At 67.7% G+C, this 12,740-nt stretch carries 16 protein-coding genes; 7 read left to right on the top strand and 9 right to left on the bottom strand.

All coding sequences use genetic code 11. The features are described 5' to 3' along the window. Window positions 1-11: 11 nt before the first annotated feature. Window positions 12-185, top strand: coding sequence for a hypothetical protein (locus IM776_RS13385; protein WP_194420573.1), 174 nt, complete (start codon window positions 12-14; stop codon window positions 183-185). 300 nt (window positions 186-485) lie between these two features. Here the strand turns inward: IM776_RS13385 and IM776_RS13380 are convergent, their stop codons facing one another. Further along, window positions 486-935 carry a TA system VapC family ribonuclease toxin gene (locus IM776_RS13380; protein ID WP_194420572.1) on the bottom strand — a complete coding sequence of 150 codons (450 nt, stop codon included), beginning with the start codon at window positions 933-935 and terminating at the stop codon, window positions 486-488. Continuing rightward, on the bottom strand, window positions 932-1,168 hold the full coding sequence (locus IM776_RS13375; protein WP_194420571.1) for a ribbon-helix-helix domain-containing protein: 237 nt from the start codon (window positions 1,166-1,168) through the stop codon (window positions 932-934). The genes IM776_RS13380 and IM776_RS13375 overlap by 4 nt, the downstream gene beginning before the upstream one ends. 66 nt (window positions 1,169-1,234) lie before the next feature. Here IM776_RS13375 and IM776_RS13370 point away from each other — a divergent pair, with 66 nt between their 5' ends. Continuing rightward, the gene (locus tag IM776_RS13370; RefSeq protein ID WP_194420570.1) at window positions 1,235-2,737 is read left to right on the top strand and encodes an HNH endonuclease signature motif containing protein; all 1,503 of its coding nucleotides are present in this window, start codon (window positions 1,235-1,237) and stop codon (window positions 2,735-2,737) included. A 179-nt stretch (window positions 2,738-2,916) separates the two neighbouring features. Here IM776_RS13370 and IM776_RS13365 read toward each other — a convergent pair whose 3' ends face one another. Genes IM776_RS13365 through IM776_RS13350 form a run of 4 tightly spaced genes read right to left on the bottom strand, consistent with a single transcriptional unit; the run spans window position 2,917 to window position 4,602 of the window. After that, window positions 2,917-3,135, bottom strand: coding sequence for a hypothetical protein (locus IM776_RS13365; RefSeq protein ID WP_194420569.1), 219 nt, complete (start codon window positions 3,133-3,135; stop codon window positions 2,917-2,919). After that, window positions 3,135-3,374 carry a helix-turn-helix domain-containing protein gene (locus tag IM776_RS13360; protein WP_194420568.1) on the bottom strand — a complete coding sequence of 80 codons (240 nt, stop codon included), beginning with the start codon at window positions 3,372-3,374 and terminating at the stop codon, window positions 3,135-3,137. Before IM776_RS13360 ends, IM776_RS13365 begins: the two co-directional genes overlap by 1 nt. Continuing rightward, window positions 3,371-3,982, bottom strand: coding sequence for a hypothetical protein (locus IM776_RS13355; RefSeq protein ID WP_194420567.1), 612 nt, complete (start codon window positions 3,980-3,982; stop codon window positions 3,371-3,373). The genes IM776_RS13360 and IM776_RS13355 overlap by 4 nt, the downstream gene beginning before the upstream one ends. Further along, a complete protein-coding gene (locus IM776_RS13350; protein WP_194420566.1) occupies window positions 3,982-4,602 on the bottom strand; it encodes a hypothetical protein in 621 nt (206 codons plus the stop codon). Before IM776_RS13350 ends, IM776_RS13355 begins: the two co-directional genes overlap by 1 nt. A gap of 195 nt (window positions 4,603-4,797) precedes the next feature. On the opposite strand from IM776_RS13350, the gene IM776_RS13345 reads away from it, so the two are divergent. Continuing rightward, the gene (locus IM776_RS13345; protein ID WP_194420565.1) at window positions 4,798-7,329 is read left to right on the top strand and encodes an ATP-dependent Clp protease ATP-binding subunit; all 2,532 of its coding nucleotides are present in this window, start codon (window positions 4,798-4,800) and stop codon (window positions 7,327-7,329) included. 54 nt (window positions 7,330-7,383) lie between these two features. Here IM776_RS13345 and IM776_RS13340 read toward each other — a convergent pair whose 3' ends face one another. After that, the gene (locus IM776_RS13340) at window positions 7,384-8,178 is read right to left on the bottom strand and encodes an SDR family oxidoreductase (protein ID WP_194420564.1); all 795 of its coding nucleotides are present in this window, start codon (window positions 8,176-8,178) and stop codon (window positions 7,384-7,386) included. After that, window positions 8,175-8,756 carry a MarR family winged helix-turn-helix transcriptional regulator gene (locus tag IM776_RS13335; RefSeq protein WP_194420563.1) on the bottom strand — a complete coding sequence of 194 codons (582 nt, stop codon included), beginning with the start codon at window positions 8,754-8,756 and terminating at the stop codon, window positions 8,175-8,177. The genes IM776_RS13340 and IM776_RS13335 overlap by 4 nt, the downstream gene beginning before the upstream one ends. An 82-nt stretch (window positions 8,757-8,838) precedes the next feature. Between IM776_RS13335 and IM776_RS13330 the strand changes: the two genes are divergently transcribed. The 3 genes from IM776_RS13330 (at window position 8,839) to IM776_RS13320 (ending at window position 10,609) form a co-directional block, all read left to right on the top strand. Next, window positions 8,839-9,336 carry an amino-acid N-acetyltransferase gene (locus IM776_RS13330; protein ID WP_194420562.1) on the top strand — a complete coding sequence of 166 codons (498 nt, stop codon included), beginning with the start codon at window positions 8,839-8,841 and terminating at the stop codon, window positions 9,334-9,336. Beyond that, window positions 9,336-9,989 carry a hypothetical protein gene (locus IM776_RS13325; protein ID WP_194420561.1) on the top strand — a complete coding sequence of 218 codons (654 nt, stop codon included), beginning with the start codon at window positions 9,336-9,338 and terminating at the stop codon, window positions 9,987-9,989. Before IM776_RS13330 ends, IM776_RS13325 begins: the two co-directional genes overlap by 1 nt. A 209-nt stretch (window positions 9,990-10,198) precedes the next feature. Beyond that, window positions 10,199-10,609, top strand: a complete 411-nt coding sequence (locus tag IM776_RS13320; protein ID WP_194420560.1) for a dehydrogenase — start codon at window positions 10,199-10,201, stop codon at window positions 10,607-10,609. A gap of 12 nt (window positions 10,610-10,621) precedes the next feature. Here the strand turns inward: IM776_RS13320 and radA are convergent, their stop codons facing one another. Continuing rightward, window positions 10,622-12,007, bottom strand: coding sequence for a DNA repair protein RadA (gene radA / locus IM776_RS13315; RefSeq protein ID WP_194420559.1), 1,386 nt, complete (start codon window positions 12,005-12,007; stop codon window positions 10,622-10,624). A 100-nt stretch (window positions 12,008-12,107) separates the two neighbouring features. On the opposite strand from radA, the gene IM776_RS13310 reads away from it, so the two are divergent. After that, window positions 12,108-12,725, top strand: a complete 618-nt coding sequence (locus tag IM776_RS13310; RefSeq protein ID WP_194420558.1) for a helix-turn-helix transcriptional regulator — start codon at window positions 12,108-12,110, stop codon at window positions 12,723-12,725. Window positions 12,726-12,740 lie beyond the last annotated feature (15 nt).

Genomic DNA, 12,740 nt, shown 5'->3' with positions numbered 1-12,740 from the left:
TGATTAGCGCAGTGCTGTCGAAGGATGTCATCGATCAGAGCGTGGGGCTGGCACGAGACAAGCTTGAAGAGATCAAAGCCGCCGCGCTTGCACGCCATGAGTACCTGACTGCGGTCCTCACACGATTCCGAATCGCACTCGACGATGGTGAGAAGGCGCGGGTCCTGATCCGGAGTCTCAAGTGAGAATGATCTGGGCTTCACGCGGGAGGGAGTGGGACTTCGTTCTTGAGGCAGGGCGGATTCGATGATCCGCTGCCCGTGTACGAGTCGGTCATTGCAGATCTCGGCGAACAGCCCGTGGGAGTCGTTCGCCACGGCGACATGGTTGCTCTTCGCATTGCTGACCCGGATAGGCGTAAGGATCGCGCGGGGCGGATGATTCCACACGACTTCGTCCTGTACGATCTGGCCGCTGATCAGCGACGAGTTCGCGCGCGTCTGGGATCAGCCGAAGGCGCCGAGCGCGCTCGACTGACACGTGCTTCAGCGCCCAGCATCCGCCTTCGCCGGATCGAACAATCTCAATCCGGGGAACCGCGCGAAGCCGCGATCCCGCGTCGCCAGGCGTGCGCCATTGGCAAGACAGAGCGCGGCGATGTGGGCGTCCGGCACGAGATTGCCGCGCACCGCGGCGTCTTCGGATGCCAGCGCGTCGAACTTCTCCCATGCAGACGGGCCCTGGCGCAGCCAGTCGGTGTTCGGAGCGTCGATCAGGTGTCGTACATAGGCCAGCGCCGCGGCGACTGGAGTCGGCTCCGCGTAGATGCGGGGGTGCGTCACGATGCGCACGAAGCCGCTGAGAATCGTGTCGGCGACGCCGATTCGACCTGCACGCATAGCGCCATTGAGCCAGTCGGCGTAGACGTCGTGATCGGGCGAGTCCGCGCGGAAGGCGTAAACGAGCACGTTCACGTCGGGAACGACGAGGGTCATGCGCTCTTGTCCAGCGCGTCCCAGACCGCGTCCTTGTCGTCGAGGTCGACGAGACTGCCAGGAACCTTCGGCGTGTAGGTGGGGAGGGGCGTCTGAGGCGCATCCGGCAGCTCGCGCGCGAGATGCTCGCGGAGCGCCTCTTCGAGGAAGCTCGTGAAGGTGCGTCCCTCACGCGCAGCGCGCGACTTCGCCTCGCGCGCGAGGGCGTCGGAGAGGTTGAGTGTCGTTCGCATGCAGATCATCATACGCTTCTGTGCAGATGTCTGCCTGAATGTCGGTGGCCCCTGAGACTATGAAGTATGGCAACTTTCACCGACGTCGCGGCGCTGATTCCCACCTTGTGTGGGCGGCTCGTCGATGGTGCCGATGCGGATCTCGCGCGCGCGTCGATGATGCTGATGACGGATGCCGACGTCGTGAAGATCCTCGAAGAGACGGCGGCGTTGGCCAAGCAAGTCGAGCAGATCCAAGTGCTGGCAGCCGGCGTCGTCGCGCTGCGCTCCAATCGCGAGCGCGGTCATTCGGGGCTGTCGCAGTCGCGCGGGCATCGGTCGGCCGCCGCGCTCATTCAAGACGTGACCGGATCGACCAAGGCCGACGCGAACCGCAAGGTGCGGGTAGGCGAGGCGCTGGTCGACGAACCGAGCGCGACTCAACCTGCAGGCGACGAGCATGCGAACGGCGGGCGGCCCACGGAGGGGCCCTGGTATCAACCGCTGCGCGATGCGCTGCGCGACAGCCGCCTGACGTCGTCGCAGTTCGACGCGATCAGGCGAGGGCTGGGTGATCCGCCCGAGATCGGCGACGATGCGTCGGGCGATGCGACGGATGCCGAGGCGAGAGCCCAAGCGCACGAAGAAGCTCGCGCCGCTTGGCGACAAGCGTCGGAACACCTCATCGGCGAAGCCGCCGAGCGTACCGTCGAAGAGCTGTGGCAGGCGGCGCGGACCGTCCGCGATCTGCTCGATCCGGAGGGTGCCGAAGCGCGATTCCTCGAGCGGTTCGAGAAGCGATCGTTCCGCACGTATCGCGGGCAGGATGGGCAGAAGCGCGCGAGCATGACGCTCGACGACGAGGGAGATCTGTTCATCGAGACCCTTCTCGCTGCTGCCATGCGTCCACGGCGAGGTGGCCCGCGATTCGTGGATGCCGACGAGAAGGAGCGCGCCGCATCACTCGCAGACGACCCGCGCACGAACGATCAGCTCAGCTATGACCTGGTGCTGGATGTACTGCGAGCAGGCATGCTGGCCGATTCCGAGACCGTGTTCGGCACGCGTCAGGCCGGCGTGCGTCTCGTTCAGGTCATGGATGCCGACGGCAACGCCGAGCACGTCGTACACTCGGAAGACCACCTGGTGTCCGTGCCCGGGGCGGTCGCCGAGCAGCACATGTGTGACAGCGGATTCGTTCCCGTCACCGTCGACGCGTGCGGAAATCCGCTCGACGTCGGCCGGGAACAGCGGCTGTTCACACCGAAGCAGCGCATCGGGCTCGCGATCCGCGACGGCGGGTGCCGCTGGCTCGGATGCGACCGGCCGGCGTCGTACTGCGAGGCACATCACATCGATGAGTGGAAGCGCGACCAGGGTCGAACGGACATCGATCGCGGAATCCTGCTCTGCCGGTATCACCACATGACGCTGCACCACGGCGAGTGGAGGATCACCCGTCGAGGGAAAGACGACTTCGTCCTGCACCACCGATCCGGGGAGACATACGCCATGCGACCGCGGGCCGCGCTCAGCTACGCGTGGGGTGGGATCGATCCGCCACCGAAACGGTTCCGACCTGCCGCGTGAGAGGTGGATCGCCCCTGGGGTCAGATCAGCCGGGATCAATCCAGCCTGGGTAGGACCAGCTTGGGTCAGTTCAGCCTGGGGCAGTTCAGCCCGGCGCCGGACCAGCCTGGGGCAGTTCAGCCCGGCGCCGGACCAGCCTGGGCCCGTCACCGCGCGCTCGTCACCGCGCGCTCTTCGGATCAACCTCGGTTGCGCGGATGCTGCTTCGCCGTGCGCTCGTTGCCGTGCTTGTAGTTCCCGGTCCACCGCGCCATCGCACCCTGCGGGTCGGTGCGCGCCTCCTCGAGGAACTTCTCCGCGCGACCGCCGCGAAGGACAGTCGCCCTGCGCCCGTGGTGCGTGATGACGACGCTCCCATCTGCGCGCACGACGTATTCGAAGCCGCTCGCGGAACCCATCAGCTCTCCCCAGCCAGCACCAGCAGCTCGCCGACCTCGCACTGCAGCACATCGCAGATCGCCCGCAGCGTCGAGTACCGGATCGCCCGCGCTCGATCGTTCTTCAGCACCGAGAGGTTCACGATGCTGACGCCGACCGCGGTGCTCAGTTGAGTCAGCGTCATGCCCCGCTCTGCGAGCAGCTCATCGAGCCGGCAGTGGATGCCGGTCTCCTCCTCGTCGGAAGCCGCGGGACTCATACCAGCCCCTCGGTTTCCCTCTGCAGCGCCGCGCCCCGGCGGAACACGATCACCAGCACACCCACCGCGATCGCCGCCACGAAGAGCGAGACGCCGTCGAGGTTGAGCGCGGTCTGGCCGCGAAACTCGTCTCCGAGAGCCGCGAAGACGCCGTTGAGACCCATGTTCCGGAACCAGACATCGCCCACCCAAGCGAGCAGCAGACTCATCGACAACGCGAACAGCAACCGCACATTCACCTGGTCGAAGACGTGCCCTCGCAGCAAGCGGATGCAGGTCGCCACACCGAGCGCGGCGGCGGCGACGAGTCCGATGGTGCTGAGGATGATCGCAACGACGAGCGAGACCACGCTGATCGTGCTGACATCCGCCACGACCAGCGTGCCGCTCGTGATCGTCGCCGTCGCACCATTGCCCAGCCTCGTGGTGACCTCCTGAGCCGGAAGCGGGGACTCAACGGTGATGGCGCCCGGGGCCGCGAAGAGTGACACGACGGCGTTCACGCCGCGGAACAGCAGGAAACCGATCGCGAGCGCTCCGACGATGACGCCGGTCAAGAGGTCATTGCGATCGCGTCTTGCCTGCAGCCCAGGCTCCCGTGTACGCATCAGACGAGCCCTTCCGTCTCACGCTGCAGTCGCTGGCCCACCTCGAACGCGGTCGCCACCAGAGCCAAAGCGATGCCCCAGCCGACCGGGGCGAGGTCAGCCGAGTACAGGAAGGTCCAGAAATCTCCCGTGTCGACACCCGACGCGGCAAGTTGCTCGACCACCTGTGCGCGACCGAACGCCCCGAACATCGGCGCCAGCAACCCGGCGACGACCAGGCCGATGGCGGCCGTCCCGAGCATCGGGGCCATCGAATGCCGGAACGCGCGCTGGCGGATCAGCGACAGGCCGAGCCACCACAGGGTCGCGCACACGATCACTGTCGCAAGCGCCGGCAGCGCGGCTTCCGCCAGCAGAAGCCAGCGAACGCCGGCATCCAGCGTCTCGAGCGACACCACGGACTGCGTGTACTCGGCCGCTGCGACGCCGTCCGCGCCGGTGAGCCCCGTCATCGCGACGCCTTGCACGGGCAGAGGCACGGGCACGGGTGATCCGAAGATCTCGATCCCCGCACCCACCGCTCCTGTGGCGGACGCGACGCCGATGCTCACGGCGCCCGTTGCGAACATGCCGAGCACAACGCCCTCGGTCATCGACATCCGGCCATCACGACTGTTCATCACACCCTCCTTATCGACATTCGTTGTTATCGATGGTCGTTAACATAACGAATCTCGATAAGCAGGTCAAGACCCGGGTATGCCGACGGCGAACACGGCCTTGGGCGCGGTGACAGGTCGTTACTCTCGATGTACAGGCGCTGAAGAGCCGTCTGGCGTCAGTGCATTCGCCCCGTGCGAGCCAAGGAGTTGACAATGTTCGAGAGATTCACCGACCGAGCCCGTCGTGTGGTCGTCCTCGCCCAAGAAGAGGCGAAGATGCTCAACCACAACTACATCGGCACCGAGCACATTCTGCTCGGCCTCATCCACGAGGGCGAAGGCGTCGCAGCCAAGGCCCTCGAGAGCCTCGGCATCTCCCTCGACGCAGTGCGCGAGCAGGTGCAGGACATCATCGGCCAGGGCCAGCAGCAGCCCACCGGCCACATCCCCTTCACCCCGCGCGCCAAGAAGGTGCTCGAGCTGAGCCTCCGTGAGGCCCTGCAGCTCGGCCACAACTACATCGGCACCGAGCACATCCTGCTCGGCCTCATCCGCGAGGGCGAGGGCGTCGCCGCCCAGGTGCTCGTCAAGCTCGGCGCCGACCTCAACAAGGTGCGCCAGCAGGTCATCCAGCTGCTCTCCGGCGCCCCGGGCCGTGAGCCCGCGTCGGTCGGCGCGCAGGCGCACGACACCGCCCAGGCCGCCCAGGGCGGGTCTGCCGTGCTCGACCAGTTCGGCCGCAACCTCACCCAGGCCGCGCGCGACAACAAGCTCGACCCGGTCATCGGCCGCGAGAAGGAAGCCGAGCGGGTCATGCAGATCCTCTCGCGCCGTTCCAAGAACAACCCGGTCCTGATCGGTGAGCCCGGCGTCGGCAAGACCGCCGTCGTCGAGGGCCTCGCGCAGGCCATCGTCAAGGGCGACGTGCCCGAGACGCTGAAGGACAAGCAGCTCTACTCGCTCGACCTCGGCTCGCTCATCGCCGGTTCCCGCTACCGCGGTGACTTCGAGGAGCGCCTGAAGAAGGTCACCAAGGAGATCCGGACTCGCGGCGACATCATCGTCTTCATCGACGAGATCCACACCCTCGTGGGTGCCGGCGCCGCCGAGGGCGCGATCGACGCCGCCAGCATCCTCAAGCCGCTGCTCGCACGCGGCGAGCTGCAGACGATCGGCGCGACGACGCTCGACGAGTACCGCAAGCACTTTGAGAAGGACGCCGCGCTCGAGCGCCGCTTCCAGCCGGTGCAGGTCAACGAGCCGAGCCTCCCGCACGCGATCAACATCCTGAAGGGTCTGCGCGACCGCTACGAGGCGCACCACAAGGTGCAGATCACGGACGGTGCGATCGTCGCGGCCGCCAACCTCGCCGACCGCTACGTCTCCGACCGCTTCCTGCCGGACAAGGCCATCGACCTGATCGACGAGGCCGGCGCGCGTCTGCGTCTCAGCATCCTGTCCAGCCCGCCTGAGCTGCGCGAGTTCGACGACAAGATCGCCGATGTCCGCACTCAGAAGGAAGCGGCATCCGAGGAGCAGGACTTCGAGAAGGCAGCGGCCCTGCGCGACGAGGAGAAGAGTCTGCTCGCCGAGCGCCTGCGCCTCGAGAAGCAGTGGCGCTCCGGTGACGTCGCGACCCAGGCAGTGGTCGATGAGGGCCTGATCGCCGAGGTGCTCGCACAGGCCACCGGCATCCCGGTGTTCAAGCTCACCGAAGAGGAGTCGAGCCGCCTCGTCTTCATGGAGAAGGCGCTGCACCAGCGCGTCGTCGGTCAGGAGGAGGCCATCGCGGCTCTCTCCCGCACGATCCGCCGCCAGCGCGCCGGCCTCAAGGACCCGAAGCGCCCATCGGGCTCGTTCATCTTCGCCGGCCCGACCGGCGTCGGAAAGACCGAGCTCGCCAAGGCGCTCGCGGAGTTCCTGTTCGACGACGAGAACGCCCTCATCTCGCTCGACATGAGCGAGTTCGGCGAGAAGCACACCGTCTCGCGTCTGTTCGGCGCCCCTCCCGGGTTCGTCGGCTTCGAAGAGGGCGGCCAGCTCACCGAGAAGGTGCGGCGCAAGCCGTTCAGCGTGGTGCTCTTCGACGAGATCGAGAAGGCCCACCCAGACATCTTCAACTCGCTGCTGCAGATCCTCGAAGAGGGTCGCCTCACCGACGGCCAGGGCCGGATCGTGGACTTCAAGAACACGGTCATCATCATGACCACGAACCTCGGCTCGTCCGCGATCGCCGGAGGCCCCGTGGGCTTCCAGATCGAGGGCAACGCGCAGACCAGCTACGAGCGGATGAAGGGCAAGGTCGACGAAGAGCTCAAGCGCCACTTCAAGCCCGAGTTCCTCAACCGCGTCGACGATGTCATCGTCTTCCCGCAGCTGTCGAAGGAGGAGCTGGTTCAGATCGTGGATCTGTTCGTCAAGCGCCTCGGCGACCGTCTGCTCGACCGCGACATGACGGTGGAGCTGACGCAGACGGCCAAGGAGCGGCTCATCGAGATCGGTTTCGACCCGGCGCTCGGCGCTCGTCCGCTGCGTCGTGCGATGCAGCGCGAGATCGAGGACCAGCTGTCCGAGAAGATCCTGCACGGCGAGCTGAACTCCGGCGACCACGTGAAGGTGGATGCTGAGGACGGCAAGTTCCTGTTCGAGACCACCGCACGCGGCGAGAAGGTCGCGGTCGGCGTCAACACCTCGGGCGGTGCGATCACCGCGACCCCTGACCTCACGGCAGCCTCGGGCGAGTAGCCGCAGGTACGACGAACGGGCGGATGCTTCGGCATCCGCCCGTTCGCGTTCGGTTCAGTCGTTCCAGGACCAGATGTCGTCGCCGCGCAGCGAGGCGTCGGCCCCGCCGTCGTCATAGATCACCTGTCCGGCGAGGTGGGTGTTCTCGACGCTGGTCAGCCAGATCAGCAGGTTCGCGATCGACTCCGGCGGCTGGTGGTAGTTCAGCGGCATGGGCACATTGGCGTCGACCATCGAGCGCTGCTCCACGGTCGAGAGCAGCTCCTGAGTCATCGGTGTCACCACCGTGCCGGGGGCCACGGCGTTCAGCGGGATGCCGGCACCCGCCCACTCAGGCGTGATCGACTGGCGGCGCACCCAGCGTGAAAGCGCACGCTTCGACGACGGATACACGATGTAGCCGGCCATGCCGCCCGCGGCAGCGTACTGCTCCGCGATCGAGAGAGCGGTCGCCTCATCGCCCGCGAGCGCGGCCTCGACCATCTCAGGCGAGTTCTGCTGCAGCGACGCCATTGAGGAGACGACGGCGACGCGCGGCGCTTCGGACTTCGTCAGTGCCGGGCGCAGGTTCTCGAGCAGCTCGGTTACGCCGAAGTAGTTCACCGAGATCGTCTTCGGGATGGGCGCCGAGATGCCGGCGCAGGCGATCACGGCGTCGATCGTGCCGCCGGCGAGCTCGATCGCCTGGGCCGCGGCGTCGATGCGGCCCTGCGGCATGGACAGATCGGCCTCGACCTCCGCATTTCGCAGATCGATTCCGATGACGCGGTCGCCGCGGTCGCGCAGCAGCTGCGCCGTGGTGGCGCCGATTCCGGATGCGGATCCGGTCACGACATAGGTGCGTGTCATGGTGTTCCTCCGTTTCGCGACCGGGGGTGCGGTCGGCTGGGGCCGGGGGCGGGTGCGCCACCGGGGGTCTGGATGGGGGCGCCGGAGGCCGTCGCCTTGGAGCCGCCGGGCGCGGATGCCGTCGCGCCGGGCCCGCTGAGCCGATCGACGAGCCGGGCCAGTTGCGCGGCGAAGCGCGCAGCCTCGTCGTCGTCCCAGTCCGCGGTCGCATCGTGCAGCATGGCCACGCCGCGGCCGACGAGCCGGCGATGCGCGTCGTCGCCCGCGGGGGAGAGGCGGATGATGGCCGCCCGGCCATCGGCCGGGTCGACGCCGCGCTCGATGAGGCCGGCGCGCTCCAGTCGGGACAGCTGCTTGCTCATCGTGGGGCGGCTGAGGTGCAGAGCCGCGGCGAGATCGCTCACGCGGGACGGACCCTCGAGCCCGAGCATGTAGACGGCAGGGATGTCGGCCGGGTCGATCACGACACCGGCATCGGCGGCGACGCCCACCTGTACGCCGGTCGATCCCCACCGCGCCATCAGGTGGGTGAGGGATGCCAGCAGCGTCGATTCGGATGCCGACCGTGCCGTGCTCATGGCTCCATTGTACGACGATGGTTGCCTCAGGCAACTAGCGAGAATACAGGATTTCCCCGAACGGCGGTTCTAGGGTTGAGGGGTGAACTACACCGTCCGCCCGGCCCGCAGTGCCGACATCCTCGGCATCCATCACCTGCTGGCGCCGCTGGTCGAGCGACGCATCCTGCTGGGCAAGGATCTCGCGGTGCTCTACGGTGCCGTGCAGGAGTTCTTCGTCGCGGAGCAGGACGGGCAGCTCATCGGCTGCGGCGCCCTGCACGTGATGTGGGAGGACCTCGGCGAGGTGCGCACGCTCATCGTGCGCGACGACCGGCTGCGACACGGTGTCGGCCGCGCGATCGTCGAGCAGCTGGAAGCGCGCGCGAGAGAACTCGGACTCACCCGGCTGTTCTGCCTCACCTTCGAGGTGGACTTCTTCACCCGCCGCGGGTTCGCGCCGATCGGCGAGCAGGTCGTCGATCCCGACGTGTACTCGCAGCTGCTGCGCAGCCCCGACGAGGGCGTCGCCGAGTTCCTCGATCTCGCGCACGTCAAGCCGAACACCCTCGGCAACACCCGGATGCTGAAGAGCCTGTGATGGCCCGTCCGAGCAAGGCGGTCTACCGGCGGAGGCGCCTCGTCGTCTTCACCGGTCTGATCGTGGTGCTCGCCGCGATCGGCGTCGGAGTGTGGCTGCTGATCGCGCAGCCGTGGGCGGATGCGGCGTCTGGGCCGACCGCATCGCCGACGAGCACCGCGACGAGCACGTCCACGACGTCTCCCACACCGGAGGAGACCGGCGAGGAGAGCCCGTCACCCGATTCGACCGAAGCCTCGGCCCCCGCCCCGTGCCGTGCCACCGACGTCGTCGTCGAAGCAGTCACCGACGCGGAGACGTATGCGGCCGGCGTGTCGCCGCAGCTGTCGATCTCGCTGTCGAATAAGGGGGTGGCCTCATGCACTCTGGACGTCGGGTCGGCGACACAGGTGCTCACCGTGACCAGTGGCGAGGACGAGTGGTGGCGCTCGACCGATTGCCAGGAGAACCCGAGCAACATGGTGGTGACGATCGAGGCCGGACAGACCGTGACGAGCGCCGAACCCGTCGTCTGGGACCGGACACGCTCGGACGTCGGCACGTGCGACCAGGAGAACCGTCCGCGCGCTCCGGGCGGCGGCGCGTCGTATCACGTCGCCGTCTCGATCGGAGGCTTCAGTTCCGCGAATTCCCGGCAGATCCTGCTGTACTGAGGTGAGGTTGATCCCGACAGGGCTGACACGTTCCGGCTCTTTGGGATACCATTGAACGACTCTCGGGATACATCGGTGCAGCCATCCCCAGTGGCGTCGTATTCAGCGTCCCCAGCGCTTCGACATCCACCGATCGAGAGTAGAGGGCCCTTTCGAGTACTCCAGTCCCCAATGGATGACTCGAGAGGGCCCCATTTATGCTTGAAGCCATGGCAGCGAAGAAGTCGAAGTCCGCAGACAAGCCCGCCCCCGAGGAGTTCCGCTCCGACGCGCTCGCACGGGCACTGGAGAAGCAGGACATCGCCGCCGTCGCCCTGGCGCTTCGTCACGGCAACACCGTCGTGCCGCTGCTGCGCGCCGGTGCGCGCGACAATCCGCTGGACGGCGGCGAGGTATGGACGTTCCGCGACCCGAACACCGGCGACGTCGCCCTGCTGCTGTTCAGCGACGCGAAGAACAAGCCCGCGAACCTGCCGCCGGGAGTCGGGATCTACTCGCCCGAGTGGCTGCGGCAGTTCCTCACGAACCACCGGGAGACGATCACGACGGTGTTCCTGGACATCGCCGGCCCGCACCCGATGCAGGCGTCACCGGACGAGCTGCTGAAGGCTCTGGCTTAGCCCTTCGTCACCTCAGAACGGCGGGATGTCGTCCTCGCGCCGGCGCGGGGCGGGCTGCGATCTGCGAGGGACGCGAGTCTTCACAGCGGCCAGCGCATCCGCCAGCTTCTCGGATCGCTCGTCGACGACCTGCGTGTAGCCGAGACGCGCCGCCTCGTTGCGTCGCTGACCGGCCTGCGTCACCGGCCGGATCTCACCGGCGAGCGACAACTCGCCGACAGCGGCGACGGTCCGCGGCACCGAGACGCCCGTGATGGCCCCTGCTACGGCGATGGCGATCGCCAGGTCGGCCGCCGGTTCGGTGAACCGCACGCCGCCGACCGTCGACACGTAGACATCCAGCTTCGAGGTGGCGATGCCGCCGCGCTTCTCGAGGATCGCCAGCACCATCGCGACCCGCGCGGCATCCAATCCCGACACCACCCGGCGCGGATTCGGCGCCGCCGTATCGACCGTCAGCGCCTGCACCTCGACGGGCAGGGCGCGGCGCCCCTCCATGGCGATCGCCACGCACGTGCCCGGCTCTGTCGAGCCGTGGCCGAGGAAGAGCCCCGACGGGTCTGGCACCTCGGCGATGCCGTCGCCGGTCATCTCGAAGCAGCCGACCTCATCGGTCGGCCCGAACCTGTTCTTCAGCGCCCGGATGAACCGCAGCGCGGTCTGCCGGTCGCCCTCGAAGTGGCAGACTACGTCGACGAGGTGCTCGAGGATGCGAGGGCCGGCCACCTGCCCGTCCTTCGTGACGTGCCCGACGACGATGATCGGCAGATGCCGCTCCTTCGCCACCCGGATGAGCGTCGCGGCGACCTCGCGCACCTGGCTGGGCTGACCGGCCGCGCCGTCGGACAGCGAGGATGCCACGGTCTGCACCGAATCGACGATCACGAGCTCCGGCTTCACCTCGTCGATGTGTCCGAGGATCGTCGCGAGGTCGGTCTCGCTCGCCAGATACAGCTCGTCGTGCAGAGCACCGGTGCGCTCGGCCCGCAGCCGCACCTGGGCCTGCGATTCCTCGGCGCTCGCGTAAAGCACGCGACGCCCGCCGCGAGCTGCCTGGGCCGCCACCTCGAGCAGCAGCGTCGACTTGCCGACGCCCGGCTCGCCGCTGAGCAGGATGGCAGCCCCCGGCACGATGCCGCCGCCCAGCACGCGGTCGAACTCGCCGACACCGCTGGTGCGCCTCGGCGTCTCGGCGGTGGTGATCTGCGTGATCGGTCGCGCGGCACGATCGGCGCCGGGGGCGATCGCGTTCACCTGCCGGACGATGCCGGTCTTCGCCGCCTGCTCCTGCACCGTGCCCCACTGCTGGCACTCCCCGCACCGGCCGACCCACTTGGATGTCGTCCACCCGCATTCGGTGCAGACGAAGGCGGGAGGAGCGGGTCGACGGGTAGCCATGTAGCAAGGCTATCGACGGCATCCGACATCCCTATCGCCGAAACCGATTATTCACGGCCCATGATTCGCCGCCTGATCAGGGACTCGAAATAATGGAGACATGGCCAACGGCGGGCTCGTCTGCGGGCCAATCTCGACTTTCTCCCGGGTGCAGATCCTGCACCTGGTGCAGTCGCGGTCCCACCGGACGATCGCCGAGATCTGCGAGGCCACCGGCCTCCACCAGAACACGGTGCGCGAGCACCTGCAGCGCCTCGTCGACGGCGGGTACGTCATCCAGACCACCGAGCACCGCACCACCCGTGGCCGTCCGCGCACGCTCTACAGCGCCGCCGACGGAACGCCCGAGGCGTCCAGCCCTGTGGCCCGCGACAAGGTCACGGCAGCAGCGCGCCGCGGTGACCTCATGCGCCGGGCGCTGCCTGCGACGGCATCCGATCTCGGCCGACAGGCCACCTATCAGCTCGACGACCTCGTCGAGCACCTCGAGGAGAGTGGATTCGAGCCCGTCATCGACGACGTGCAGCTCACCGTAGACCTCACGCCGTGCCCGCACGCCGCGGCACGGCCGGAGGACCGCCCGGTGCTGTGCCAGGTGCACCTCGGTCTCATGCAGGGGGTGCTCACCCAGGCCGGAGGCCCGCTCGTCGCCGACTTCGTGCGCGACCCCGCGCTGCCTGAGGAGTGCGTCGTCCAGCTGACGGATTCCGCGGCCTGACGGCCGCTCGAGAAA

The organism is Microbacterium abyssi, assembly GCF_015277895.1.
Taxonomy (GTDB): Bacteria; Actinomycetota; Actinomycetes; order Actinomycetales; family Microbacteriaceae; genus Microbacterium; species Microbacterium abyssi.
This window is presented reverse-complemented; position numbering and strand designations above follow the sequence as displayed.

Coding starts and splice junctions, on each gene's coding strand:
- IM776_RS13350 (WP_194420566.1), bottom strand. CDS start 4,602: ATGAACAGTCGTGATGGCCGGATGTCGATGACCGAGGGCGTTGTGCTC.
- IM776_RS13380 (WP_194420572.1), bottom strand. CDS start 935: ATGACCCTCGTCGTTCCCGACGTGAACGTGCTCGTTTACGCCTTCCGC.
- IM776_RS13320 (WP_194420560.1), top strand. CDS start 10,199: ATGGCAGCGAAGAAGTCGAAGTCCGCAGACAAGCCCGCCCCCGAGGAG.
- IM776_RS13340 (WP_194420564.1), bottom strand. CDS start 8,178: ATGACACGCACCTATGTCGTGACCGGATCCGCATCCGGAATCGGCGCC.
- IM776_RS13365 (WP_194420569.1), bottom strand. CDS start 3,135: ATGGGTTCCGCGAGCGGCTTCGAATACGTCGTGCGCGCAGATGGGAGC.
- IM776_RS13325 (WP_194420561.1), top strand. CDS start 9,336: ATGGCCCGTCCGAGCAAGGCGGTCTACCGGCGGAGGCGCCTCGTCGTC.
- IM776_RS13355 (WP_194420567.1), bottom strand. CDS start 3,982: ATGCGTACACGGGAGCCTGGGCTGCAGGCAAGACGCGATCGCAATGAC.
- IM776_RS13310 (WP_194420558.1), top strand. CDS start 12,108: ATGGCCAACGGCGGGCTCGTCTGCGGGCCAATCTCGACTTTCTCCCGG.
- radA (WP_194420559.1), bottom strand. CDS start 12,007: ATGGCTACCCGTCGACCCGCTCCTCCCGCCTTCGTCTGCACCGAATGC.
- IM776_RS13370 (WP_194420570.1), top strand. CDS start 1,235: ATGGCAACTTTCACCGACGTCGCGGCGCTGATTCCCACCTTGTGTGGG.
- IM776_RS13335 (WP_194420563.1), bottom strand. CDS start 8,756: ATGAGCACGGCACGGTCGGCATCCGAATCGACGCTGCTGGCATCCCTC.
- IM776_RS13345 (WP_194420565.1), top strand. CDS start 4,798: ATGTTCGAGAGATTCACCGACCGAGCCCGTCGTGTGGTCGTCCTCGCC.
- IM776_RS13375 (WP_194420571.1), bottom strand. CDS start 1,168: ATGCGAACGACACTCAACCTCTCCGACGCCCTCGCGCGCGAGGCGAAG.
- IM776_RS13360 (WP_194420568.1), bottom strand. CDS start 3,374: ATGAGTCCCGCGGCTTCCGACGAGGAGGAGACCGGCATCCACTGCCGG.